We start from the raw sequence: 24,187 nt of genomic DNA, 5'->3' as shown, positions 1-24,187 counted from the left end.
TCGGAAACTCTCCAGATGCCGCCTGAACAGGATCAGCGGGATGTGTCGCCCGCCCCTCCCGCGGTGCACGCCGATGACCTCCAGTCTCGCGGGCCACATTGGCAACGACGCAATAGTTCTTCGAGCCGTTCGGCTCCACACTGTCTTCCGTGGCCATGACGCCCACTGTTCAACGTGCCGAGCCCGGCCTGCTAACCGGTTTCCTGGGACTCCTGCCGCACGGGCCGAAGTAGCTAGGGAAGTGCGGCGAGTTCGGCGGTGGCGGCCACGGTCCTGGGGTGCGCGGGCCCGAAGTGGGTTGTCCAGGCGGCGACGCAGTCGGTGAGCTGCTGTTCCGCCTCGACCCGTCGGCCCTGGGCGGCGAGGACGGTACCGAGGAGAGTGGCGGCCTCCAATGTCCGGTGATGAGTCGGGCTGAGCGTGGAGTCGGAAACGGCGACAGCTTCGCGGACTTCGACCTCCGCCTCTTCGAGTCGCCCGAGCCCGAGCAGCGCGCGGGCGGTGACGACCCCGACCGCGCCGGGAAGGCTGCTGCGGCCGCCGCGAGTGCGTAGGGATTTGGCCTTGGCATCGTGAACGACCTTGAGGGCGTCGTTGTCGCGCCCCTGAGCGGTGAGGCTTCGGGCCAACCCGAGTGACAGGGTGAGACGCATGTCGCCGACGGGCTGGGCCAGTCGGCGCTCCTGCAGGAGCGCGGCCCGGGCGGTAGCCTCCGCCTCCTCGTACTTGTCCAGGCCGATGAGCGCGAGTACCAGGGCGTTGTTGACCGCCAACCAGAGCATTCCCTGACCGGCACGTGCCGTGATGATCGCCCGGCACTCGTACTCAGCCCGGTCGAACTTGCCCAGGAAGATAAGGTTTTGCACCCGATCGGATCCGACCTTCAGCGTGCGCAGATGACCCTCGCCGTAGATCCTGGCGGATGCGGTCAGAACAGCTAGTGCCTCTTGGGCCGCCTCGTCGTGTCGGCCCAAGGCACTGAGCGCCCTCAGCTTGGCATCACAGGCCTGCAGGCCGATTTCGTCAGCGGACGGGCGAGACGTCAGCACTGCCAAGGCCTGCTCCTCGGCTTCCTGCGGGCGCCCGACGGAGATCAGATGGTTGGCCAGGCGTACTCGGGCCAAGGCAGTGGTCTCGTGGCCGTTCCCCAGCCCTTCGATACGAAGCCGCACCACCTCCCGCAGGGCGTTCACGGCGTCCTCAGCGCGTCCTTGCTTCAGAAGTCGAGAGGCTTTGTTCGACAGGTCGGTTGCATGTCGCAGATCACGCTGCTCGGCTCGTCGCTTTCGCCATTCCGCAAGCATGTTCCGCTCCTCCAAGTCAGGAGGGATGATCATAGTGATGCTCTTCGCGGCCGACGCGACGATCGGCACTTGAGGGCGCTGGGCCGTTGATGAGCCGACGTGCTCACAGGAGGCGTCGCGCTGAATCGGCTCCGATCGGTCGAGCCCCCGGCGTAGCCTTCGTGCATGGCAGAGAGCAAGGTCAAGAAGGCCGCGCCAGCGGCGAAGGTGGCGGCCGTGAAGCCGCGGAAGCCGGAGTCGCGGGTGGCGATGGTGCGGCGGGCGCGGAAGATCAACCGGGCCTTGGCGGAGGTGTATCCGTACGCGCATCCCGAGTTGGACTTCGAGAACCCGTTCGAGTTGCTGGTGGCCACCGTGCTGTCGGCGCAGACCACCGACCTGCGGGTGAACCAGACGACCCCGGCCCTGTTCGCGAAGTACCCCACCCCCGAGGACCTGGCGGCCGCCGTCCCCGAGGAGCTGGAGGAGGTGATCCGGCCCACCGGGTTCTTCCGGATGAAGGCGAAGTCGCTGATCGGGCTCTCGATCGGCCTGCGCGACAACTTCGGCGGCCAGGTGCCGGGCCGCCTGGAGGACCTGGTCACCCTCCCCGGCGTCGGCCGCAAGACGGCCAACGTGGTGCTCGGCAACGCCTTCGGCGTCCCTGGCATCACGGTGGACACCCACTTCGGGCGGCTGGCCCGGCGGTTCGGGTGGACGACCGAGGAGGACCCGGTGGTGGTCGAGGCCGCCGTCGCGGAGATCTTCCCCAAGTCGGAGTGGACGATGCTGTCGCACCGGGTGGTCTTCCACGGGCGCCGGATCTGCCACTCCCGCAAGCCCGCCTGCGGGGCCTGCCCGATCGCGCCGCTCTGCCCCTCGTACGGGGAGGGCGAAACCGATCCCGAGAAGGCCCGCAAGCTGCTGAAGTACGAGATGGGCGGTCAGCCCGGGCAGCGGCTCAAGCCGCCCGCGGACTATCCGGGACAGGCCGCCGCTCCCGCCGCGGCCGCGGCACCGGAGGCGTAGTGCGCGCAGTGAGCGGATCGGAATCGGAAGGGGACGGCCGAGTGAAGAGAAGCAGCGAGTCGAATCTGCTGGTCCGTGACGGCCTTCCCGACTGGCTGGTGCCGGTGCGGGCGGCAGCCGAGACGGTCCTGCCGGAGCAGCTCAGCCGGTTCCTGCCGCCGGCCGAGGGCGGGCGGCACTCCGCCGTCCTGCTGCTCTTCGGCGAGGGCGCCGACGGGCCGGACCTGCTGCTGATCGAGCGGTCCAGTTCGCTGCGCTCGCACGCCGGCCAGGTCTCGTTCCCCGGCGGCGCGCTTGACGCCGTGGACGGCGACCCGCAGGGCGCGGGCCCGGTGGCCGCCGCGCTGCGTGAGGCGGCGGAGGAGACCGGGCTGGACCCGGCGGGCGTGCAGGTCTTCGCGACGCTGCCGGCCCTCTACATTCCCGTCAGTGACTTCGTGGTCACCCCGGTGCTCGGCTGGTGGCGGCGGGAGACGCCGGTCGCGCCGGTGGACCCGGGCGAGACCGGCGCGGTCTTCCGCGTCCCGCTGGCGCAGCTGACGGACCCGGCCCGCCGGGGCCGCTACCGGCATCCGTCGGGCTTCGCCGGGCCCGCCTTCGAGGTGGCGGACCGGGTGGTCTGGGGGTTCACGGCCGGGGTGATCGACCGGGTGCTGCACCACAGCGGCCTGGAGCTCCCCTGGGACGGCTCCCGCATCGTCGCCCTGGGGAGCGACTCCGCACCCCACTCCGCGGGCGGCCGCAGCCCCAGCAGCGCAGATCTCAGCTAGCTGCCCTACCCTGGGCTGCCCCACACCTGGGTCGCAGGACGGGGTTGGCAGGTCCGGTGCCGAGCGGGTCCGGGTCCATGGGAGGGTGGCAGCGTGAACGTGCTGGATCTGCTTCTGCTCGCCGCCGCGATCGGCTTCGCCGTGTCGGGCTACCGGCAGGGCTTCGTGGTGGGCATTCTCTCCGTCCTGGGGTTCCTCGGCGGGGGGCTCATCGCTGTCGAACTGCTGCCGCTGGTGCTCAGCCACCTCAGCCCCGGCACCACCGCCTCGGTGGTGGCGGTGGTCGTGGTGATCGTCTTCGCGGCGATCGGGCAGGCGGCCACCACCCAGCTCGGCTGGAAGCTGCGCGGGCGGATCGGCGGCAGTCCGGCCAAGGCACTGGACGCGTTCGGCGGCTCGGTGGTGAACGTCCTGTCGATGCTGCTGGTCGCCTGGCTGATCGGCTCGGCCCTCGCGGGGACGTCGATGCCGACGGTCTCCAAGCAGGTCCGGACGTCCAGGGTGCTCAGCGGGGTGCAGGACGCCCTGCCCGGGGACGCGCCCAACTGGTTCGCCGACTTCAGCAAGGTGCTGTCGAGCAACGGCTTCCCGCAGGTCTTCAACCCCTTCGAGCACGAGCCGATCACCGAGGTGGAGGCTCCGGACCCGGCGCTGGCCGGCAGTCCGGCGCTGGCCAAGGCCCGGCTGAGCCTGGTGAAGGTGGTCGGGACGGCCACCTCCTGCGGCAAGACGCTGGAGGGCAGCGGCTTCGTCTTCGCCCCGCACCGGGTGATGACCAACGCCCACGTGGTCGGCGGGGTGGACGAGCCGACGGTCCAGATCGGCGGCACCGGCCCGCTCTACGACGCCACCGTGGTGCGCTACGACTGGCAGCGCGACATCGCGATCCTGGACGTCCCGAAGCTGAACGCGCCCCCGCTGGCCTTCGCGGGGACGGCCCGCACGAACGACAGCGCGATCGTGGCCGGCTTCCCCGAGAACGGCCCGTTCAACGTGCAGCCCGCCCGGATCCGCGGCGAGATCCAGGCCAACGGCCCGGACATCTACCACCGCGGCCAGGTGGTCCGGGACGTGTACTCGGTCCGTTCCGAGGTCCGCCAGGGCAACAGCGGCGGTCCGCTGCTGACCCCCGAGGGCGAGGTGTACGGCGTGGTCTTCGCCAAGTCGCTGGACAGCGTGGACACCGGTTACGCGCTGACCGCCGCCGAGGTGAAGCCGGACGCGACGGCCGGCGCCACGGCCAGTGGACAGGTGGACACCCAGGGCTGCGCGCTGTAGTCCCCTGCTCTCCCGCCCGAGGCCTCCCGATTCCTGCTGGTGACGGTGTGTCGGGCCGTCATCCGGCGATCCGTCAGCTCCTCCTGATAGCGTCGGCGGCGCTCACCCGTTCGGCTCAATCCGACCGCAGCGGGAGCCCGAATCGGAGGTCACCAAACGTCATGATGGGTCACTCGCACGCGGTCAGCGGCGCCTTGCTCTACGCGGGTTCCGCGCCCTTTCTGCCGCCGCTGCTGCTGCACACCCACCTGAAGCCGGCCGACATCCTGCTGGGGACGGTGCTCTGCGCCGGCGCGGCGCTGCTGCCCGACCTGGACCACCACGACGGCACCATCGCCAACTTCCTCGGCCCGGTCTCCAAGGCCCTCTGCCGCTTCGTCGCCTGGGCCTCCGGCGGTCACCGGCACGCCACCCACTCGTTCCTGTTCGTGGCGCTGATGGGTGGCGGCACCTGGGCCGGCGTGACGTACGGCGGCCGGTACTTCACCCTGGGCATGACGTTCTTCCTGCTGGCCATGGCGGTCAAGGCGCTGCGCCTGCACGTCCCGGGCCACGGGCACCACACCTGGCTGACCGTCCTCGGCCTCTCGGCGCTGGGCACGGCGGTGATGGACCGGTGGATGCCGAACGCGCCGGGCTGGCTGCCGTACGCGGTGGCGCTGGGCACGCTCGCCCACCTGATCGGCGACTGCCTGACGAAGATGGGTGCGCCGCTGCTCTGGCCGCACAAGCAGCGCTACGAGATCGTGCTGATCAAGAAGACCGGCAACAAGGTGGAGACCAAGATCCTGGTGCCGATCATGTCGGTGGCGACCGTCGCCCTGCTGTGCCTCACGACGTTCCAGCCGGGGATCCTCGGCTGAAGCGCCGTCCACACCGGTGGACACGTACGACGGGCGGCGCGGGGCTCAGGCCTCGCGCCGCAGTCGTGCGCCGACCCAGCGGGCCCTTCGGCCGAGGATGCGGGGGATGCCCAGCGGATGCGGTTCGACGAGCGACTGCGGTGCGCTCTGCGGTCGTTCGGGCTGGTGCGAGGGAAGTTGCGGGGTGCGGGTGAGGCGCCGTCCGCGGGGCGCGGCGGTGCGATCGGGCGTCCAGGTCATGGAGGATGGATGCCCCTGAGCCCGCGGAGGTAACCACCCTGTTCCGGGCGAAATGGCCCATGCCTGAGTCATGGGAACATCTGCTCATATGAGCCAAATGGGTGGAGCCAGCCCGACGTTGGAGACCCGACGCCCGAAACCACCCCTACCGCTTGTGCTCGCGCACCCAGTTGACCAGCTCGGTGCTGAGCTCCTCCGGCGCCTCCTCGTGCGGGAAGTGCCCGACCCCCGGCAGCAGCCGCCAGCGGTACGGGGCCTCCACGTACCCGCCCGCGCCGAGCGCGGTGTGCGAGAGCAGCACCGGGTCGGCGGCGCCCTGGATGTGCAGGGTGGGTGCGGTGACCGGCTTCTTCATCCGGCGGACGAACTGCAGGCCGTCCGGACGGGCCATCGAGCGGACCAGCCAGCGGTACGGCTCGATCGAGCAGTGCGCCGTGCTGGGGATCCGCATCGCGTTGCGGTAGTTCTCGATCGCCTCGTCGTCCAGCCCGTTCGGACCCGTCCAGGTGCTGAGGTAGCCGCCGATCTGCGCGGCGTCGTCGGCGACCAGGCGGCGTTCGGGTATCCACGGGCGCTGGAACCCCAGCACGTGGTCGAAGGCCGCCATCTGCCGGCGGTCCTGCAGCAGCCCGCGGCGCAGCCGCCGGGGGTGCGCGGCGGAGACCACGGTCAGGCTCTGGATCACCGAGGGGCGCATGACCGCGGCCACCCAGGCCAGCGAGCCGCCGGTGTCGTGTCCCACCAGGTGGGCGCTGTGCTCGCCCAGCGAGCGGATCACGCCGGTGATGTCCAGGGCCAGGTTGGTGGGGTCGTAGCCGCGCGGCGTGCGGTCGCTGCCGCCCATGCCCCGCAGGTCCAGGGCGACCGCGCGGTAGCCGGCCGCGGCCAGCGCGGCCATCTGGTGCCGCCAGGCCCACCAGTACTGCGGCCATCCGTGCACCAGCAGGACCAGCGGCCCGCTGCCCTGCTCGGCGATGTGGAAGCGGGCGCCGTTGGCCGCCAGGTCGCGGTGGGTCCACGGCCCGGGCATCCGGACGTTCCAGCCGGTCGAACGCAGCGCCCGCGGCGCCACCCCGGTCCCCGTACCCGCGGATGTGCCAGTGCTCCCGCCGACCCGCTGTGTGGAGTCCGGGTCGGTGCTCGGGGTGCCCGGCGCGGGCGGATCGGCGTTCTGGTCAAGCGGCATAGCCAGAGCGTTTCACATTCGGGCCGGGAACACGGCCCCGGCACTCGTTCGGACTACAGCGGATGCGACCCCTGTGGGCAGGATCACGGCGCCCCAGGCGTGCAGACGGTCGGTCAGCGCTCCATCGCGGCGAGCTCGGCCGCGGTGGCCGGCCGCGGACGGGCGTTCTTCAGGACGTCGGCGGTCGCGTGAGCGCCCTCGATGGTGCGGCGCGGCGGCTCGATCTTCTTGAGCGTACGGACCGCCAGGAACGCCAGGAGCAGCCCGATCACCACAAAGCCGACCGCCACCGCGATGAACGCACCCCAGAGCGGCAGCCAGCCGGCCCGCTGCAGCACGTAGACCAGCGCGAAGCTGAACATCGGCAGCGAGGCCAGCAGGAAGACGCCGGCCACGATGCCCTTGACGCTTCCGAAGATCCCGCGCTTGACGTCCTGTCGGATCTCGGCCTTCGCGAGCGCGATCTCGTCGTGCACCAGGGCCGAGAGGTCGGCGGTGGCCGCGGCGAACAGCTGTCCGACCGACCGCTCGCCTTCGTAGGGCAGGCGGGAGCTTCCGGTCGGGCCTGCGGTTCCTGCGGACATCTGGTCTTCTCCTCTGCTGAGATTTCGGACAGCTCAGATCATGCCCTTACCGGCCAGTCGGGCACCACTTAGGGCCCGCCTGCAACCGACGGCGTGTCACCCGGCGGCACCCGCCGGTCCGAGGACGTCCGGCTGGTAGATGTCGGGGATCCCGTCGCCGTCGCTGTCGCGGTCCTCCTCCTCGCACAGCTGACGGTAGTGCCGGTTGCGCAGTTTCAACAGCACGGTCGCCACCAGCGCACAGAGCAGCGAGCCGATCAGCACGGCGGCCTTGGCGCGGTCGGCCAGCGCCTGGTCGTGCGGGAAGGCGAGCTCGCTGATCAGCAGGGACACGGTGAATCCGATGCCCGCCAGGGTGGAGACCGCGAACAGGTCGGCCCACTTCAGCTGCGGGTTGAGCTCCGCGCGGGTGAACCGTGCGGCCAGCCAGGTCCCGCCGAAGATGCCGATGCTCTTCCCGAGCAGCAGCCCGAGCACCACGCCCAGCGGCATGGCCTGGGTGAACACCGCCCGGACCGCCGAGGGCGAGATGGTCACCCCGGCCGCGAAGAGGGCGAAGAGCGGCACGGCCACCCCGGCCGAGAGCGGTCGGACCAGATGCTCGATGTGCTTGCCGGGGGAGTGCTCCTCGCCCTCCTCCCGGTGGCAGCGCAGCATCAGCCCCATCGCCACACCGGCGACCGTGGCGTGCACGCCGCTCTCGTGCATCAGCGCCCAGATGACGAACGCCAGCGGGACGAACAGGTACCAGCCGTGCACCCCGCGCCGGTGCAGGAACCAGAAGAGCACCAGCCCGGCCACTGCCAGGCCCAGGGCCCAGAACTTGATCCCCGAGCTGTAGAAGACGGCGATGATCAGGATCGCGATCAGGTCGTCCACGACCGCGAGGGTCAGCAGGAAGGCCCGCAGGGCGGAGGGCAGGTGGCTGCCGACCACGGCCAGCACGCCCAGGGCGAAGGCGATGTCCGTGGCGGTCGGGATCGCCCAGCCGCCCGGATGACCCCCGCCGCCGCTGTTGACCACGGCGAAGACGATCGCGGGAAGCGCGACTCCGCTGACGGCGGCGACCACCGGCAGCGCGGCGGCGCTGGGCGTGCGCAGCTCCCCCGCCACGAACTCGCGCTTCAGCTCGATGCCCGCGACGAAGAAGAAGACGGTGAGCAGGCCGTCCTTGGCCCAGACCTCCAGGGGGAGGTCCAGATTGAGTGCGGACGGTCCCACCGTGTGGTCGAGGACGCTCTCGTAGGCGTGCGGCCAGGCGTTGGCCCAGATGAGTGCGGCCACCGCGGCGATCAGGAGCAGGATGCCGCCGACCGTCTCGGTGCGCAGAGCGTCCGTCAGGTAGCGGCGCTCGGGCAGCGAGAGCCGGCCGAGGAACTGGCGGCGCGGGGTCGACGGTTCGGTGGGCGGCGGGCTGACCACGCGGAAGGCCTCCTGGGCACGGGGACGATAGGCGGATACACGGTTTGTCGCATTTTATGTCCACTGGTCCCAAACTGCCCGGCAGCTCGACCGGGATCCAACTGCCGCATCCGAACCGACTTTTGGGGCCGACTGCCTTGTCCCCGAACGGCGTTGAGCGCATGCGGCTCCGATCGGCCGAACATATCGTCGTCTCAGCGTGCCGCTCGTTCAGGGCGGCCTCTCCCTGTGACACGGAGGAACCCCATGCCCGTTCAGGAACCGGCCGATTCGGCCGGGCCCGCAGCGGCGGAACCGGCCGACCGGTCCGCAGCGCCCTTCCCGGTAGCGGGAGGTGGTGACGGTGCGCAGGGCGCACCGCCCCTGTTACCTCCTCGGAGAACCGCGCTGCCCACCGTCGCCGGCGCGCTCGCGACGCGTGCCGCAGTCGGCTACCCGGCCGTCACCCGCGCCGCTCTCACCCACTCCGCAGGCGCCGTCGCCCCCCGCTCCCGGGCCGCCCTCAGCAGAGGCCAGAGCCCCCCGGACCCGCTCCGCCTCGAACGCCGCCTGCGCCCGCTCTTCCAGGGCCTTCCGCCGGACAGCGGCGTCGCCGTCGCCGTGATCCAGGGCGCGGAGCGGACCGTGGCCTGTCGTGGCTTCACCGACCCGGCCACCGAGCGCCCGGTCCGGGCGGACACCCGATTCGAACTCGGATCGGTCACCAAGACGTTCACCGCACTCCTGCTGGCCGAGATGGTGGCCAGAGGTGAGGTGCGGTACGACGATCCGATCGACAAGTACCTGCCGGCCGGCTCTGTCCCCGGCTATCCGAGGGAACGCCCGATCACCCTGCTGCACCTCGCCACCCACACCTCGGGCCTGCCGCGGCTGCCGGTCGGCCTGCTGCCGAACGCCATGCCGCAGTGGTTCACCCGCCCCTGCGCCACCTTCAACGTGGCTCACCTGCTGCGCTCCCTGGCCCGCACTCCCGTACGCGGCACGCCGGGCGCCCAGGTCCGCTACTCCAGTCTCGGCTGCGGGCTGCTCGGGCTGCTGCTGGCGAACGCGGCGGGCAGCCGGTACCAGGACCTGCTCGCCGACCGGGTCTGCGAGCCGCTCGGGCTGGTCGACACGTCGTGCGGGCCGGGCCAGGAGTTCGGCGGCGGCTACCGTCGGGGTCGGCGGGTGCCGTCCTTCCGGATCCCCGCGCTCCCGGGCGCGGCGGCACTGCGCTCCAGCGCGGACGACATGCTGCGCTACCTCCAGGCGCACCTGGCGCTGGACGCCGCGCCGGGTGTCCGGTCCGGCCAGTACGGCGGCGAGCAGAGCCCGTTCGTCGCCGGTCCGGCGCTGCGGACGGCGCTCGGGGACGTGCGGCGCCCCCGGGTGGCCTGGCGACTGGCCGGGACGCGGGTCTGCCTGAGCTGGAAGCAGCGCTCGATCCTCCCCGCCGAGGACCACCCCTCAGCAGGCGACGGCGTGCTGGAGCAGGTGGTCTTCCACGAGGGCAGCACCCGCGGCTTCGCCGCGTTCGCGGGATTCGACCCCGTGGCCAGGACGGGCCTGGTCGCGTTGATCAGCTCCCCGCCCACGCGCCGCAGGCGGTTCCTGCAGACCGCGTACGACACCCTGCGAGGCCTGGCATCGGACCAGCTGGACCAGGACCTGCTCTGACCCGCACGTCAGAGGCCGCCCCCGCACGGTGCGGAGGCGGCCTCTGACGTGTTCCCGCAGGGATCAGTCCTCGCTGCCGGCGCTCGGCAGCTGGGCCTGGATGAGGCTCATCACGGAGGTGTCGGCGAGGGTGGTGACGTCGCCGACCTCGCGGTTCTCGGCGACGTCGCGCAGCAGGCGCCGCATGATCTTGCCGGAGCGCGTCTTGGGGAGTTCGTTGACCACCAGGATCCGCTTGGGCTTGGCGATCGGGCCCAGCGTCTTGGCGACGTGGTTGCGCAGCTCGTCGACGAGGCCGGCGTCGTCGGTGGCGGTGCCGCGCAGGATGACGAAGGCGACGATGGCCTGGCCGGTGGTGGCGTCGGTGGCGCCGACGACGGCGGATTCGGCGACCTTGGGGTGGGAGACGAGGGCGGACTCGACCTCGGTGGTGGAGATGTTGTGGCCGGAGACGAGCATGACGTCGTCCACCCGGCCGAGCAGCCAGATGTCGCCGTCCTGGTCCTTCTTGGCACCGTCGCCGGCGAAGTAGCGGCCGGGGAAGCGCGACCAGTAGGTGTCGATGTAGCGCTGGTCGTCGCCCCAGATGGTGCGCAGCATGGAGGGCCACGGCTCGGTGAGGACGAGGTAGCCGCCGGAGCCGTCGGGGACCTCGTTGGCGTCGTCGTCGACGACGGTCGCGGCGATGCCGGGCAGGGCGCGCTGGGCGGAGCCGGGCTTGGTGTGGGTGACGCCGGGCAGCGGGCTGATCATCATGGCGCCGGTCTCGGTCTGCCACCAGGTGTCGACGATCGGGGTCTTCCCGGCGCCGATGTGCTCGCGGTACCAGATCCACGCCTCGGGGTTGATCGGCTCGCCGACCGAGCCCAGGATCCGCAGCGAGGACAGGTCGAACTTCGCGGGGATGTCGTCGCCCCACTTCATGAACGTGCGGATCGCGGTGGGCGCGGTGTAGAGGATCGTGACGCCGTACTTCTGGATGATCTCCCAGAACCGTCCCTGGTGGGGGGTGTCGGGGGTGCCCTCGTAGATCACCTGGGTGGCGCCGTTGGCCAGCGGCCCGTAGACGATGTAGGAGTGCCCGGTCACCCAGCCGATGTCGGCGGTGCACCAGTACACGTCGCTCTCGGGCTTCAGATCGAACACCGCGTGGTGGGTGTAGGAGGCCTGGGTGAGGTAGCCGCCCGAGGTGTGCAGGATCCCCTTGGGCTTACCCGTGGTGCCCGAGGTGTAGAGGATGAACAGCGGGTGCTCGGCCTCGTGCGCCTCGGGGGTGTGCTCGGCGGACTGGCGCTCGGTGATCTCGTGCCACCACACGTCGCGGCCCTCGGTCCAGGAGACCTCCTGGCCGGTGCGCCGCACCACCAGGACGTGCTCCACCTGCGGACACTTCGTCAGCGCCTCGTCGATGGCCGGCTTGAGCGCGGAGGGCTTGCCGCGGCGGTAGCCGCCGTCGGCGGTGATGACGATCTTCGCGTCGGCGTCCTGGATGCGGGAGGCCACCGCGTCGGCGGAGAACCCGCCGAAGACGACGGAGTGCGCTGCGCCGATGCGGGCGCAGGCGAGCATCGCGATGACGGCTTCGGCGATCATCGGGAGGTAGATCGCGACGCGGTCGCCCTTGGCCACACCCAGCTCGTGCAGGGCGTTGGCGGCGCGGGAGACCTCGTCCTTGAGCTGGGCGTAGGTGATGGAGCGGCTGTCGCCGGGCTCGCCCTCGAAGTGGATGGCGACGCGGTCGCCGTTGCCGGCCTCGACGTGGCGGTCGACGCAGTTGTAGGCCACGTTGAGGCTGCCGTCGGCGAACCACTTGGCGAACGGGGGGTTCGACCAGTCCAGGGTCTGGGTGGGTTCGACGGCCCAGTCCAGCCGGCGGGCCTGCTCGGCCCAGAAGCCGAGGCGGTCTTCGGAGGCCTGCGCGTAGGCGGCCGCCGTGACGTTGGCGGCGGCGGCCAGCTCCGCGGGCGGAGCGAAGCGCCGTTCCTCCTTGAGCAGGTTGGCCAGGCTCTCGTTGCTCAACGCGAACTCCTCATCGAGTCTCTTCATGGTGCTTTCCCCCCCAAGGAGAGAAGCGCCAGTGTTGCGGGTTTTTTCCCTCTGGTGGGATTGTCCCGTGTGTCCCAGCGAACAGCTCACCAGGCGAAGGGGCGGTTGACAAGAGCCACCCCGAAATTGGTTTAGACCTGTTGTCGATGACGGGCCGTATTCCGGGATGGGGCGTGTGCCGCCGTGATTGTCTCCCGATCGTCCCCGCGCCGAGACTTGACGCTCGGGGAACCCGGTACTCCACTGGAGTAACCAGCCCGCTGAAGCCCTCGCGGGTCCACCGCACCACGTTTCTGTTCGTCAGTCTTCTGTTCGTCAGTCTGTCATTCTGTCAGCTTGCCGTACTCGCATCGCGGCGGTGGACGCGCGGCGGTGCGGCGTTTCTGGGAAGGCCAGCCATGCCGGAATCGCCTGCCAGTCCTCCTCCCGCCCCTCTTCCAAGACCGGGCGACTTCGCGGTCGTTCGTATGCACGGCACCGTGGGTGCCCTCATCCACGTCGGGCAGTGGCTCAACGGGGACGGCTTCGCCGACGTCGAGCATGCCTTCGTTCTGGTCGGCGACGACGAGGTGGTGGAGGCCGAGCCGCGCGGTGCGCGGCTGACACCGGTCTCGGCCTACGCCGCGAGCCAGCTGCGTTGGTCCACGGGCCACATCGAGCTGACCAGTGATCAGCGGGCCGCGATAGTGACGGCGGCGCGCGGCTACCTCGGCGTGCCGTACAGCTTCCTCGACTACGCCGCCCTGGCGGCCCACCGCTTCCGGCTTCCGGGTACCGGTTTCCTCAAGGGCTACGTCGCCGACACCAGGCACCAGATCTGCTCCCAACTGGTCGACCAGTGCTACCAGGACGCCGGAGTCCACCTGTTCCGCGACGGCCGGTGGCCCGGCTATGTGACCCCGGCCGATCTCAACGGGCTGCTGGGGTAAGCGGGATCGACCGGACCAACGACACGCCGGCTGCCGCCATGACGCGGCAGTCGGCGTTTGCGTGACCTCTCGACTGCGTGACCTCTTGCCTGCGTGACCTCTTGACGTGGCCAGGGCGGGACGCCACCATCCATTTGTGGTTAGGAAACTTTACTAACTGCATGTCGTGCGGTCCTGCTGCGTGGTCCTGCCGCGCGGTCCCGCATGTCCCGGCCCCCACGGCATCAGCCCGGCCGCCCGTGGATCTGAAAGGTTGTCATGAACAAGCACTTTCGACTCGGAGCCCTCGCCCTCGCCGCGACCGCCCTCCCGCTCGGACTGACCGCGGTCACCGCCGCCCCCGCCCAGGCGGCCACCGCGTTCCCCGCACACTACGCCGCGCCGTACCTGCAGATCGGCGGGTCGGACACCGGTGACCTGGCGGCCGACCGCAAGGCCAGTGGCCTCAAGTACTACACACTGGCCTTCCTGACGCCGAAGTCCGGCTGCACCCCGATGTGGGAGAACGGCAACGACTCGCTCGGTGCCTTCACCTCCCAGGTCAACGCCTTCAGGTCGGCGGGCGGCAACGTCATCATCTCCTTCGGTGGAGAGTCCGGCGGCGAGCTCGCCCAGACCTGCACCTCGGTCGCCGGCCTGACCGCCGCGTATGCCAACGTCGTCAAGACCTACGGGGTGACCAGGCTCGACTTCGACATCGAGGGCAGCGTCCTGGACGACACCGCGGCCAATGCCCGGCGGGACCAGGCGCTCGCGGCGCTGCAGAAGTCCAACCCCTCGGTGCAGGTGGACTTCACGGTGCCGGTCGACCCGACCGGCCTGGAGTCGAACGCCCTCAACCTGCTCAAGGACGCCAAGAGCAAGGGCGTCGCGGTGAACCTGGTCAACATCATGACCATGGACTTCGGCAACGGGCAGAACGCCCTGAACGACGCCGAGTCCGCGGCCAACGCCACCCACGGGCAGCTCGCCGGTATCTACGGCGGGAGTTCGGCCCAGATCTGGGCCAAGATCGGGCTGACTCCGATCGCCGGTCGCAACGACGACAACGAGAACTTCACCCAGTCCAACGCCGGCACGCTGGAGAGCTTCGCGGCCTCGAAGGGTGTGCAGGAACTGTCGTTCTGGGAGGTCGACGGCTACGACAAGGCCGCCGGGTACGCCTACTCCAAGATCTTCAACAAGATCACCGGCTGATCGCGGCAGCTGCCTCGGCCCGTCCCGGCTCGCGCTGACCTTCGCGGAGCCGGGACGGAACCGGTCAACCGTCAGGCCGCGCTGGCGATCTCGCGAGCACCCGCGACGGCGGCGAAGCGCCCGGTGGCGGGGTCCAGGACGTAGGCCTGCGCGGTGGCGAAGTCGAAGTACATCCCGACCAGCCGCAGCGTGCCGGCCAGCACGCCGCGCTCCACTGCCGGATTGGCCATCAACTGGTCCAGCTGCTGGACCACGTTGGTGATGCAGAGCTGCTCGACCTCATCGGCGACCGGGCGGCCCTCGAACTCCGCGGGAACACGGGCGAGCCTGGCCAGCGCACCCCGCCCGTTGCGCAGCCAGCGGGCCAGCGGGGTCGGTTTGCCGGGCCGCTCGTGGACGCCGTCGAGCAGGGCCTTCATCGCTCCGCAGCCGGAGTGCCCGCACACGGTGATGCTGCGCACCTCCAGCACCTCGACGGCGTACTGCACCGCGGCCGCCACGGAGTCGTCGGCGGCACCGGGTTCGTACGGTGCGGGGACCAGGTTGCCGACATTGCGCACGGTGAAGAGGTCGCCGGGGCCGCTACTGGTGATCATGCTGGTGACCATGCGCGAATCGGCGCAGGTCAGGAAGAGCTGTGAGGGCGTCTGCCCCTCCCGGGCCAGTCGCGCCAACTCGGGGCGGATCAGCGGAGCGGTGTGCGTCTGGAAGCCGCGCACTCCGTCGAGCAGTCGGCCGTGCGGGTCCTCCTGCTGGTCGATGCAGTGATGGCCCATCCACGGAGTCCAGGCGCGGCAGCGGTGCGGCCCCGGCGAGCTTCCGGAGCGTACGGTGCCGTCGGGGTCGAGGGTCTCGTCCTCCTGGCGTTTGGTCAGCATCGCCACCTGGCCGCCGTGGGCGATGTGCCCGGCCCGCCAGGCGTGCAGGGCCTCGTACGCGGCGTGGTCGAGGAAGGAGCCGTCATGGCGGACCGTGACGCGTGATCCGACCGGGATCGCGCCGAGCGTCCTGGTCAGCCGCGGCACCGTGACGAAGGTCAGCGGACCGTGCAGCTCCACCTCGTACGAGCCGTCCGGCCGGGCGATGACGTCCACATGGGCCCTGGTCAGGCGGTGGAGGGCGAGCAGTATCGCGGTCGCGCCGCCGAGCGCCACACCGAGCGGGACGTCGAGCAGCACCACGCCCAGCACGGTCGCCAGATAGACCGGGAACTCCCGATGGCGGTGCACCTTGCGGATGTGCGCGAAGCTCACCATCTGGATGCCGACCACCATCACCAGCGCCGCCAGCGCGGCCAACGGGATCCGGCGAAGCCCACCGGTCAGCGCGAGCGCGGCGAGCAGCACCCAGACTCCGTGCAGCACCGCCGACCACTGACTACGGGCGCCGGCCCGGACGTTGGCCGAACTGCGGACCGCGCCCCCGGCCACCGGCAGGCCGCCGAGCAGGCCGGTGAGCATGTTGGCGACGCCCTGCCCGCGCAGCTCCCGGTCGAGATCCCCGGCGCCGCCGCTGAGCCGGTCCACCGCGACCGCGCAGAGCAGGGACTCCACGCCGGCCACCGCGGTCACGGTCAGCACGGCGCCGAGGATGCCGAGCGGCGAGCCGTGCGGCACGGCGGCGAAGTCGTGCTCGTGCCAGCTGGGCAGTTCGACGCGGGCCAGCTGGAAGTTGCAGGTGACGGCCAGGGCCGTGCCACCGGCGACGGCGACCAGCGCCGCGGGCGCGCGGTTCACCCAGGCGCCGATCTGTCCGGCCCGCCCTGGCAGGAGGTGCAGCCGCGGCCACCCGTACAGCAGCGTGATCGCCAGCAGACCCACGGCCAGCGCGGGCGGGTGGGGACGGGCGAGCTGGCTGGGCAGCGCGATCAGGTTGGCCAGCGCCGAGCTCTGCGGCGAACCGCCGAGCACCACGTGGAGCTGGGCGACCGCGATGGTGATCCCGACCCCGGCCAGCATGCCGTGCACCACGGCAGGGGAGACCGCGAGCGCTGACCGGGCCACCCGCAGTGTCCCGAGCAGCAGTTGGAGGAGCCCGGCCGCCATCGTGATGGCACAGGTGGCCCGCCAGCCGTACTGCGAGATCAACCCGGCGGTGATCACGGTCAACGCGGCGGAGGGCCCGCTGACCTGGAGCGGTGTGCCGCCCAGGACTCCCGCAGTGATGCCGCCGACCGCGGCGGCCACCAGGCCGGCGGTCAACGGTGCGCCCGTCGCCAGCGCGATCCCGAGCGAGAACGGAACGGCGATCAGGAAGACCACCAGGGAGGCCGGCAGGTCCTGCGCCATGGGCAGCTTCGACCGCAGGCCGCCCGGTCGGGCTCTCGGCGGGGCTTGCGGGTGACCGGGGTCGGGCGGGGAGTGGCTGTCGTGGGCGGTGTCGGCGGGGGGAGGGGTGCTGTCGTGGGTCATGGCTTCCCGTCTTTCCGGGGGAACGAACGCAGTCAAGTCCGGTGCGGTATCAGGGATCGGATCGGCTGTCGTGGGTCGCGACGGTGGGGCGGGATGGCGCGGGCACTGTGCCGACGGGTGGAGGCGGCCCGTGCGCCATCGAGTCTCTGGTTGATCAAGAGTTGGTAAACTGCGAGTAATGGAAGCTTCGCATAGCGTAAGAATGTGCGGGAGTCCTCGGGCCCAGATTCACCCCTCCGGGTGATTGCCCAGCTGAGGTGACGGCTCCGACGGCGGGTGCATGCCGAACGGCCGGCGTCGCACCCGGGTGGGGGTGGGACGCCGGCCGTTCAGGACCGAGTGGGCTGCGGGACTCAGGCGTGCGCCGCCTCGGCCGCGTCGCGCTCCTGTGCGCCGCACTCCTCGCCGAGGACGAACTCCGGGTCCACCTGGGTCGCCAGGTCGACGCCGACCTTCGCGTTGCCCCAACTCTCCGCGTTGCGCAGGTGGAAGTGGACGGCCTGCCGGGTGTACCGGTGGGCGTCCCGATCGGCGTACGCGGCGTCGGCCTGGCTCTTCAACTCGGCCAGCACCGCACGGTTGCCCGGCTCCAGCGCGCTCAGCGGCGGCTCGGCGCCCTGCTCCAGGCGACGGACCCACTCCGAGTGGCCGAAAGTGGCCAGCAGGTCCTCACCCACCTCGGCGCGCAGGAACGCCAGGTCGTCCGGCCCCTGCACCTTGTTGCCGATGACCCGCAGCGCGACGCCGAAGTCCCGGGCGTACTCCTTGTACTGGCGGTAGACGGAGACGCCCTTCCGGGTCGGCTCGGCGACCAGGAAGGTCAGGTCGAACCGGGTGAAGAGGCCGGAGGCGAAGGAGTCCGAGCCGGCGGTCATGTCGGTCACCACGTACTCGTCCTGACCGTCGATCAGGTGGTTGAGCAGCAGCTCCACCGCGCCGACCTTGGAGTGGTAGCAGGCGACTCCGAGATCCTCCTCGGTGAAGGCGCCGGTGGCCAGGAGCCGTACGGAGCCCTCGTCGAGGGCGACCGGTCGCGCGCAGGAGGCGTAGACCGGGTTCTCCTCGACGATCCGCAGCAGGCGCGAACCCCGGCCGGGCGGCGTGGTCTTGATCATCGCCTCGTGCGACTCGATCCGCGGATTGCTCCCGCGCAGGTACTCCTTGATCTCGGGCAGCCGGGCGCCGAGCGAGGGGAGGTTGGCGGCCTGATCATCGGTCAGCCCAAGCGCCGGGCCGAGGTGTTGGTTGATGTCGGCGTCCACCGCGATGACCGGGCGGCCCTCGGCGGCGAGGTGGCGGATGAACAGTGCCGACAGCGTCGTCTTACCGCTGCCGCCCTTGCCGACGAAGGCGATCTTCATCTGATTCCCGGCTTTCGCTCTGCCGATCGCCTCAACGGGCGTCGACCGGCTTGTTGGTAATCGTTATCGTCACCGATAGTGGTCATGGTAGCTGTGGTTTAGGGCGCCACGCCCGGGGGAAACGTCGATTGGCTCAAATGAGTGACGGCGGGGTTGCTGTGCAGGGCGGGGCGGAGGAGTCGTTACTCTCGGGTAGGTGAGCACTGGAACAGATCCGCTTGCCCCGCTGGCTGAGCTCCCCGGGGTGCCCGAGTCCGTCGCCGAGGTCCGCAAGGCCATCGATCGGCTGTACGGCCACCGGGTGATGCGCCGTCGCGCCCCCGAGGTCACCTCCGAGGCCGCCCTGCGCGGCGCAAGGGCGTCGGCCGCCCTGGACGGGGCGGACTGGCCGTTGGAGGAGGTCCGCCGGCGCAGCGACTTCAGCGCGGGCTCGGAGGACCGGTCGGTCGGCGGCGCTCTGCGGATCTCCGCCGAGGCCGGCCAGCTGCTGAGCGTCTGGCGGACGTCACCGCTCCAGGTGCTGGCGCGGCTGCACCTCCTCGCGGCCGGCGACGGGAGCGATGCGGCAGGGCGGCCGCGGCAGGCCGGCGAGCCCGTCGAGGAGCTGTTCCCGCTGGAGCTGCAGGCAGTCGAGGGGGTCGCGGCGGCGCCGTCCGCACCGGCCTCGATCATCTCCGGCGCGCCGGACGCCGTGCTGCCCGCCGCTCCCTCGTCCGACGAGGCGGCGGCCCGGCTCGACCAGCTCGCGCAGCTGCTCGCGGCGCGGACCTCGTCCGCGGTCGGTGGCGCCCCGGCGCTGGTGGTGGCCGCGGTGGTGCACGGGGAGTTGCTGGCCCTTCGTCCGTTCGCCACGCACAACGGTCTCGTCGCACGGGCCGCGCAGCGGATCGTGCTGATCGCCGAGGGTTTGGACCCGAAGGCGATCTGCCCGGCCGAGGTCGGGCTCGTCGAGCTCGGGACGGCCGCGTACCGGCAGGCACTGGCGGGCTATCTGACCGGCACTCCGGAGGGTCTGGCCCGCTGGATCGCCCACTGCGGGCTGGCGCTGCGGCTCGGAGTGCGGGAGAGCACGGCGGTCTGCGAGGCGATGCAGCGCGGCATGGTCTGAGCCGCCGGGCCCGGGCGCCCCACCGCGGGCGTCCGGGTGCGGAGTTGCGGTCCGGACCCGTCCGGAGCCGTCCGGGCACAGAGTTGCGGCGACACCCTGACTGCTGGTGTCGCCGCTGGTACAGCGTTCCGGGTGACCATGCGTGCACCGGAAGTGCCCATCAGGCGGGGATCCTGCCCGTTCGCCTGGTGCGGCGGCCCGATTTGCGGGTCGGCTGCACGTGGGTGCTCAGAAGCTGTACGCGGTCCGTGGGCCTGAACTGCGGTGTCGGTCTGACCTCTTCGGGTCCTTCCGGGTCTCGCGGGCCGTGAGTCCTTTGTATCTCGGATTGGGGTGAAAAGGAACTCGAAGGGCGAATTCTTTACCTTTTGTCCGATTCCTGGTCGGCCGCCGCTCAGACCACGGGCTGCTTGCGCTTGGCCAGCTGCCAGACCAAACCGGCTGTCATGACCGCTGTTCCGATCGCGACCGCTGCGACCACTGTTCGACTGGGCGCCCTGAACTCGGGAAGCCTGCGGTGAAGTTCGATCGGCCGGTCGAAGACCAGGATCGGCCACTCGCGGGCCGCCGCCTCCTTGCGCAGGCTCCGGTCGGGGTTGACCGCCGAGGGCCTGCCGACGGCTTCGAGCAGCGGCAGGTCGGTGATGGAGTCGCTGTACGCGTAGCACTCGGCCAGGTCGTAGCCCACGCGCTCGGCCAGCTCGCGGATCGCGGCCGCCTTGTTCTCCGCGTAGGCGTAGTACTCGATCTCGCCGGTGTAGCGACCGTCCTCGACCTTCAGCCGGGTGGCGATCACCCGATCGGCGCCGAGCATTGCACCGATCGGCTCGACCACCTCGGATCCGGAGCTGCTGACGATCACCACGTCGCGTCCCGCCGCGTGGTGCTGCTCGATCAGCGAGGCGGCCTCCTCGTAGATGAGCGGATCGATCAGACCGTGCAGGGTCTCGGCGACGATCTCGCGCACCTGCTGGACGTTCCAGCCGCGGGTCAGCGTGGAGAGGTACTGCCGCATCTTCTCCATCTGGTCGTGGTCCGCACCGCCGACCAGGAAGACGAACTGGGCGTAGGCGCTCTTGAGTACGGCCCGACGGTTGATCAGGCCGCCCTGGTAGAACGGGCGACTGAAGGCGAGGGCGCTCGACTTCGCGATGATCGTCTTGTCGAGGTCGAAGAAGGCCGCCGTCCGGGCCGGCGCCGCGAACGGGCGCACGCCGATCAGCCGGTCGACGGTGTCGAGGTCGGTGGGTGCGGGTGCGGTGGTGGCGGGTGCGGTGGTGCTCCGCTCGGGAGGGTGCGGGGCGTCCCGGTCGAGGGTCGCTGCGCCCTGCTGTGCGGCGTCCGGTCCGGAGCTGTCGCCATCGTCGGCGATGTCGGCGTTCTCGCTGGTGTCCACAGGAACCGAGGATAGATGGCCGCCTCTGCGGGGCCGCCATTCGGTGGACTGGGGGGTGTGTGGGTTTGTGTTTCTGGCCGCTCGGGTACACCATGGAAGTCACGGATCGTTCGCGACCGTGCTAACCCGGTCCGGCTCCTCCCCCCCGAGTCGGACCGTGGATAGACGACCCCCGCTCTCCCCCCCGGCGGGGGTCGTCGCATGTCCAGGCCCATTTTCCAAGGGTCTGCGGTGTCGGCCGGTGATGGTCAGGGGCTCGCGGGGCGAGATTTCGAGCGAAGGCGCCGGGCAGGACTGCCCCCTTCGTTGATTACTCCGAGTAGTCGAATGCGTAGTGTTGCCGACATGCGTCGAGGGCTGTCAAAGCGATGCTCGCAGGCCTCCCGCAGGAGTGAAACGGGTGCCTTCGGGTGACGGCGGTTGTCCACACCCCCGTGGTTATCCACAGGTTTTAGAAGGGGGGCTGACGGGTCCCGGGTGGGGCGGCACTGTGAGGGCCAAGCCGAGGCCGTGGCCCGGTCCGACGGGGAGTGGTTCGCCCGCCGGCGCCGGGGCGCATGGCCGAGGTCGCGTCCTCGTCGATCCCCTTGTGCCGCCGTCTGCGCCGACCCGCCCCCCGCCACGCCGTCTTCGGCGAGGCGGCGGTGCGCGGATCGCAGCAGCTCGGTGGCCATCCCGTCCCGGGAGGCAGCCGTGCCCACATCGATCGCCAGCCAGTACGGTCCCGCGCCGGACGACTTCGAGCCCGGCGGGCCGCTCATCGTCACCCGGGACGAAGCGCTGGCCGAACATCTGCTCCGCCTCTGCGCGGCAGCCGGAACGGAGCCGCAGCTCTCCGGCGCGCCGCCGCCACGCCGCCTGTGGGAGAGCGCTCCGCTCGTCCTCGTCGGCGACGACCTGTCCGAGCGCTGCAGCGGACTCGCCCGGCGCGCGGGGGTCCTGCTGCTCGGCCTGGATCTCGACGACTGCGAGATCTGGGTCCGGGGGATCCAACTCGGCGCCGAGCAGGTGCTGTTCCTGCCCGATGCGCAGGCCTGGCTGCTCGACCGGATCGCCGACGCGATGGAGGGCGTCGGCCCTCCGGCGATGACGGTGGCCGTCCTGGGTGGTCGGGGCGGCGCCGGAGCCTCGACGCTCGCCTGCGCGCTGGCCGTCACCGGGGCCCGGGCCGGCCACCGGACCATGCTGATCGACGCCGACCCGTTGGGCGGCGGGCTGGACGTGATGCTGGGCGGCGAGCAGGTGGCGGGCCTGCGCTGGCCGGATCTCGCCGGCTCCCGCGGCCGGGTGAGTGGGAGCGAGCTGGCCAAGGCTCTCCCGGTGCTGCACAGCCTCACCGCACTCTCCTGGGACAGGAGCGACTCGCTGGTGATCCCGGCCGAAGCCATGCGCAGCGTGCTGGCGGCCGCCCGCCGCCGTGGTGGGCTCGTGGTGCTCGACCTGCCCAGACATCTCGATGCCGCCGCCTCACAGGCGCTGGAGCAGGCCGATACCGGGCTGCTGGTGATCCCGGCGGAGCTGCGGGCGATGGCCGCGGCCGGCCGCGTCACGGCGGCGGCCAGGATGCGACTGACCGACCTGCGCGCGGTGGTCCGTCTGCCGGGCCCGGTGGGGCTCCGCAGCGAGGAGGTCGCCCGGGGCGTCGGGCTGCGGTTGGCCGGCGAACTCGTCCACGAGCCGGGCCTGACGGTCGACGTCGAGCGCGGTATGCCGCCCGGCCTGCGCTCGCGAGGCCCGCTCGCCCGGTTCTGCGCCGCCTATCTCGACGAAGTCATGCCGCCCGCCGTCATCGAAGGAGGAACCACCTCATGAGGAACCGCATGCACTTCACCCGGCATCCTTCGGAGCGTCACATCCCCTGGCAGGCCAGGCCCAACCACGCCCGGCCGGGGCCCACCCCGCCGCCGCGGCGTCGGTCCGGACTCGGCGCCGGCGTGGGCCCCGGCCGGGGACAGGACTCGGAGCGGACCGCTGACCTGATCGACGCGGTGCGGCTGCGGCTGGCCGAGGCCGGTGTGGCGCCGACGAGCGGTTCCGTCGCCGCCGCGCTGCGGGCCGCGCAGCCCCCGTTGGGCGACGACGATGTGCTGAACACCGTGCGCACCCTGCGCTCCGAGCTGGTCGGGGCCGGCCCGCTCGACCACCTGCTCTCCGCACCGGACGTGACGGATGTGCTGGTCAACGGCCCGGACGAGGTCTGGGTGGACCGCGGCGGCGGGTTGAGTCGAGAGCCTGGAATCAGCTTTCCGGACGCCGAGGCCGTCCGCCACCTCGCCCACCGGCTGGCCACCGCCGCAGGCCGGCGGCTCGACGACGCCAGGCCGTGGGTCGATGCCCGGCTCCCCGACGGGACGCGCCTGCACGCCGTCCTGCCGCCGATCGCCACCGGCTGCACCCACATCTCGCTGCGCATCTGCCGGCCGCGGCCGTTCACCCTGGACGAGTTGGTGGCCGCCGAGGCCCTGTCCGAGGCGGGCGCGGAGCTCCTGCACGGCATCCTGCGAGCCCGGCTCTCGCTGCTGATCAGCGGCGGCACCGGGAGTGGCAAGACCACGTTGCTGTCCGCGCTGCTGGGGCTGGTCGGCCCGGGGGAGCGGATCGTCATCGCCGAGGACTCAGCGGAGCTGCAACCCGCGCACCCGCATGTGGTCCGGCTGCAGAGTCGGCCGCCCAACCAGGAGGGCCTGGGTGAGCTGACCCTGCGGGACTTGGTCCGACAGGCCCTGCGGATGCGGCCCGACCGGCTGGTCGTCGGCGAGGTCAGGGGCATCGAGGTGCTCGATCTTCTCGCTGCGCTCAACACCGGCCACGAAGGCGGCTGCGGCACGGTGCACGCCAACACGGCGGCCGATGTGCCGGCCCGGCTGGAGGCGTTGGGGTCGATGGCGGGTCTGGAGCGGCTCGCCCTGCACAGCCAGGTGCGAGCGGCGCTCGATCTGGTGATCCATCTGGTCCGTGAGCCGAGAACCGGCCTGCGCCGGGTCGCAGAGGTGCACACGCTGGTGGGCGACGAGTCCGGGTTGGCGGTCACCGTGCCCGCCGTGCTCTTCACCCCGGACGGCACGGTCTCCCGTGGGCCCGGTTGGAAGCGCCTGGAGCGGCTCTGCGCCGCCCGCGGGGTTCCGGTGGGTTGGGGGATCGGATGAGCGGCCGCGCCGTGCAGGTGGCACTGATCCTGCTGCTCTGCTCGGCGGCCTTGTCGGCCTGGGCCTGCCTGAACGGCCGTGCGCGCGGACGGCGGCGCTCGCGGGCCGTCCTGGTGGGCGCCGGCGCTGCGCACAGTGACACCGAAGGGCGCGGGAGGGTCCATGGGCTGGGCCGTCCGGTCCACCCGCCGGGGGCTCGGCGCCCCCGCTGGGTGGTGGTGGAACTCGCTTGGATTCCCGTGGGGTTGGCCCTGTGGCAGTTGTGGGGTTCGCCGGTTCCGG

Annotated in this window: 19 protein-coding genes; 10 read left to right on the top strand and 9 right to left on the bottom strand. The window is 71.2% G+C overall.

Going from position 1 to position 24,187, the window contains the following annotated elements; translation table 11 throughout:
* Positions 1 to 233 precede the first annotated feature (233 nt).
* The gene (locus P3T37_RS32260) at positions 234 to 1,373 is read right to left on the bottom strand and encodes a tetratricopeptide repeat protein (RefSeq protein WP_280727463.1); all 1,140 of its coding nucleotides are present in this window, start codon (positions 1,371 to 1,373) and stop codon (positions 234 to 236) included.
* A gap of 96 nt (positions 1,374 to 1,469) precedes the next feature.
* Between P3T37_RS32260 and nth the strand changes: the two genes are divergently transcribed.
* From nth to P3T37_RS32240, 4 genes are all read left to right on the top strand, one after another.
* Positions 1,470 to 2,312: an endonuclease III gene (nth, locus tag P3T37_RS32255; protein WP_280727462.1), complete on the top strand. Its 843-nt coding sequence runs from the start codon at positions 1,470 to 1,472 to the stop codon at positions 2,310 to 2,312.
* Positions 2,313 to 2,353: 41 nt separating this feature from the next.
* Positions 2,354 to 3,082, top strand: a complete 729-nt coding sequence (locus P3T37_RS32250) for a CoA pyrophosphatase (protein ID WP_280727461.1) — start codon at positions 2,354 to 2,356, stop codon at positions 3,080 to 3,082.
* A gap of 93 nt (positions 3,083 to 3,175) precedes the next feature.
* Complete coding sequence (locus tag P3T37_RS32245; RefSeq protein ID WP_280727460.1) at positions 3,176 to 4,360, top strand: MarP family serine protease; 1,185 nt, start codon at positions 3,176 to 3,178, stop codon at positions 4,358 to 4,360.
* A 161-nt stretch (positions 4,361 to 4,521) separates the two neighbouring features.
* Positions 4,522 to 5,223, top strand: coding sequence for a metal-dependent hydrolase (locus P3T37_RS32240; protein WP_280727459.1), 702 nt, complete (start codon positions 4,522 to 4,524; stop codon positions 5,221 to 5,223).
* A 45-nt stretch (positions 5,224 to 5,268) separates the two neighbouring features.
* Here P3T37_RS32240 and P3T37_RS32235 read toward each other — a convergent pair whose 3' ends face one another.
* The 4 genes from P3T37_RS32235 to nhaA form a co-directional block, all read right to left on the bottom strand.
* Positions 5,269 to 5,463: a hypothetical protein gene (locus P3T37_RS32235; RefSeq protein WP_280727458.1), complete on the bottom strand. Its 195-nt coding sequence runs from the start codon at positions 5,461 to 5,463 to the stop codon at positions 5,269 to 5,271.
* A 145-nt stretch (positions 5,464 to 5,608) separates the two neighbouring features.
* Entirely contained in the window at positions 5,609 to 6,493 is an 885-nt protein-coding gene (locus tag P3T37_RS32230) for an alpha/beta hydrolase (protein ID WP_280727488.1), read from the bottom strand.
* Positions 6,494 to 6,762: 269 nt separating this feature from the next.
* Positions 6,763 to 7,233, bottom strand: coding sequence for a phage holin family protein (locus tag P3T37_RS32225; RefSeq protein WP_280727457.1), 471 nt, complete (start codon positions 7,231 to 7,233; stop codon positions 6,763 to 6,765).
* A 96-nt stretch (positions 7,234 to 7,329) separates the two neighbouring features.
* Entirely contained in the window at positions 7,330 to 8,655 is a 1,326-nt protein-coding gene (nhaA, locus tag P3T37_RS32220; protein WP_280727456.1) for a Na+/H+ antiporter NhaA, read from the bottom strand.
* A 246-nt stretch (positions 8,656 to 8,901) separates the two neighbouring features.
* Between nhaA and P3T37_RS32215 the strand changes: the two genes are divergently transcribed.
* A complete protein-coding gene (locus P3T37_RS32215; RefSeq protein ID WP_280727455.1) occupies positions 8,902 to 10,311 on the top strand; it encodes a serine hydrolase domain-containing protein in 1,410 nt (469 codons plus the stop codon).
* A 63-nt stretch (positions 10,312 to 10,374) separates the two neighbouring features.
* Here P3T37_RS32215 and acs read toward each other — a convergent pair whose 3' ends face one another.
* On the bottom strand, positions 10,375 to 12,330 hold the full coding sequence (gene acs, locus P3T37_RS32210) for an acetate--CoA ligase (RefSeq protein ID WP_280727487.1): 1,956 nt from the start codon (positions 12,328 to 12,330) through the stop codon (positions 10,375 to 10,377).
* Positions 12,331 to 12,836: 506 nt separating this feature from the next.
* On the opposite strand from acs, the gene P3T37_RS32205 reads away from it, so the two are divergent.
* Together P3T37_RS32205 and P3T37_RS32200 are read left to right on the top strand one after the other, a co-directional pair.
* Complete coding sequence (locus tag P3T37_RS32205) at positions 12,837 to 13,286, top strand: hypothetical protein (RefSeq protein WP_348533303.1); 450 nt, start codon at positions 12,837 to 12,839, stop codon at positions 13,284 to 13,286.
* A gap of 258 nt (positions 13,287 to 13,544) precedes the next feature.
* Positions 13,545 to 14,483 (top strand): chitinase, encoded by a 939-nt coding sequence (locus P3T37_RS32200; protein WP_280727453.1) that lies wholly within the window; start codon positions 13,545 to 13,547, stop codon positions 14,481 to 14,483.
* Between the two features lie 71 nt (positions 14,484 to 14,554).
* On the opposite strand, the gene P3T37_RS32195 is transcribed toward P3T37_RS32200, so the two are convergent.
* Positions 14,555 to 16,894, bottom strand: a complete 2,340-nt coding sequence (locus tag P3T37_RS32195; RefSeq protein WP_280727452.1) for a bifunctional SulP family inorganic anion transporter/carbonic anhydrase — start codon at positions 16,892 to 16,894, stop codon at positions 14,555 to 14,557.
* A gap of 353 nt (positions 16,895 to 17,247) precedes the next feature.
* The gene (locus tag P3T37_RS32190) at positions 17,248 to 18,255 is read right to left on the bottom strand and encodes an ATP-binding protein (RefSeq protein ID WP_280727451.1); all 1,008 of its coding nucleotides are present in this window, start codon (positions 18,253 to 18,255) and stop codon (positions 17,248 to 17,250) included.
* A 196-nt stretch (positions 18,256 to 18,451) separates the two neighbouring features.
* Here P3T37_RS32190 and P3T37_RS32185 point away from each other — a divergent pair, with 196 nt between their 5' ends.
* The gene (locus tag P3T37_RS32185; RefSeq protein WP_280727450.1) at positions 18,452 to 19,363 is read left to right on the top strand and encodes an oxidoreductase; all 912 of its coding nucleotides are present in this window, start codon (positions 18,452 to 18,454) and stop codon (positions 19,361 to 19,363) included.
* Between the two features lie 394 nt (positions 19,364 to 19,757).
* On the opposite strand, the gene P3T37_RS32180 is transcribed toward P3T37_RS32185, so the two are convergent.
* Positions 19,758 to 20,585 (bottom strand): HAD family hydrolase, encoded by an 828-nt coding sequence (locus P3T37_RS32180; protein WP_280727486.1) that lies wholly within the window; start codon positions 20,583 to 20,585, stop codon positions 19,758 to 19,760.
* Positions 20,586 to 21,452: 867 nt separating this feature from the next.
* Here P3T37_RS32180 and ssd point away from each other — a divergent pair.
* Together ssd and P3T37_RS32170 are read left to right on the top strand one after the other, a co-directional pair.
* On the top strand, positions 21,453 to 22,571 hold the full coding sequence (ssd, locus tag P3T37_RS32175; protein ID WP_280727449.1) for a septum site-determining protein Ssd: 1,119 nt from the start codon (positions 21,453 to 21,455) through the stop codon (positions 22,569 to 22,571).
* A complete protein-coding gene (locus tag P3T37_RS32170; RefSeq protein ID WP_280727448.1) occupies positions 22,568 to 23,905 on the top strand; it encodes a TadA family conjugal transfer-associated ATPase in 1,338 nt (445 codons plus the stop codon). The genes ssd and P3T37_RS32170 overlap by 4 nt, the downstream gene beginning before the upstream one ends.
* Positions 23,906 to 24,187: the final 282 nt, after the last annotated feature.

Origin of the sequence: Kitasatospora sp. MAA4, from assembly GCF_029893355.1 — a bacterium.
Taxonomy (GTDB): Bacteria; Actinomycetota; Actinomycetes; order Streptomycetales; family Streptomycetaceae; genus Kitasatospora.
The sequence above is the reverse complement of the archived record's forward strand: the minus strand, read 5'-3'. Positions and strand labels throughout refer to the sequence as shown.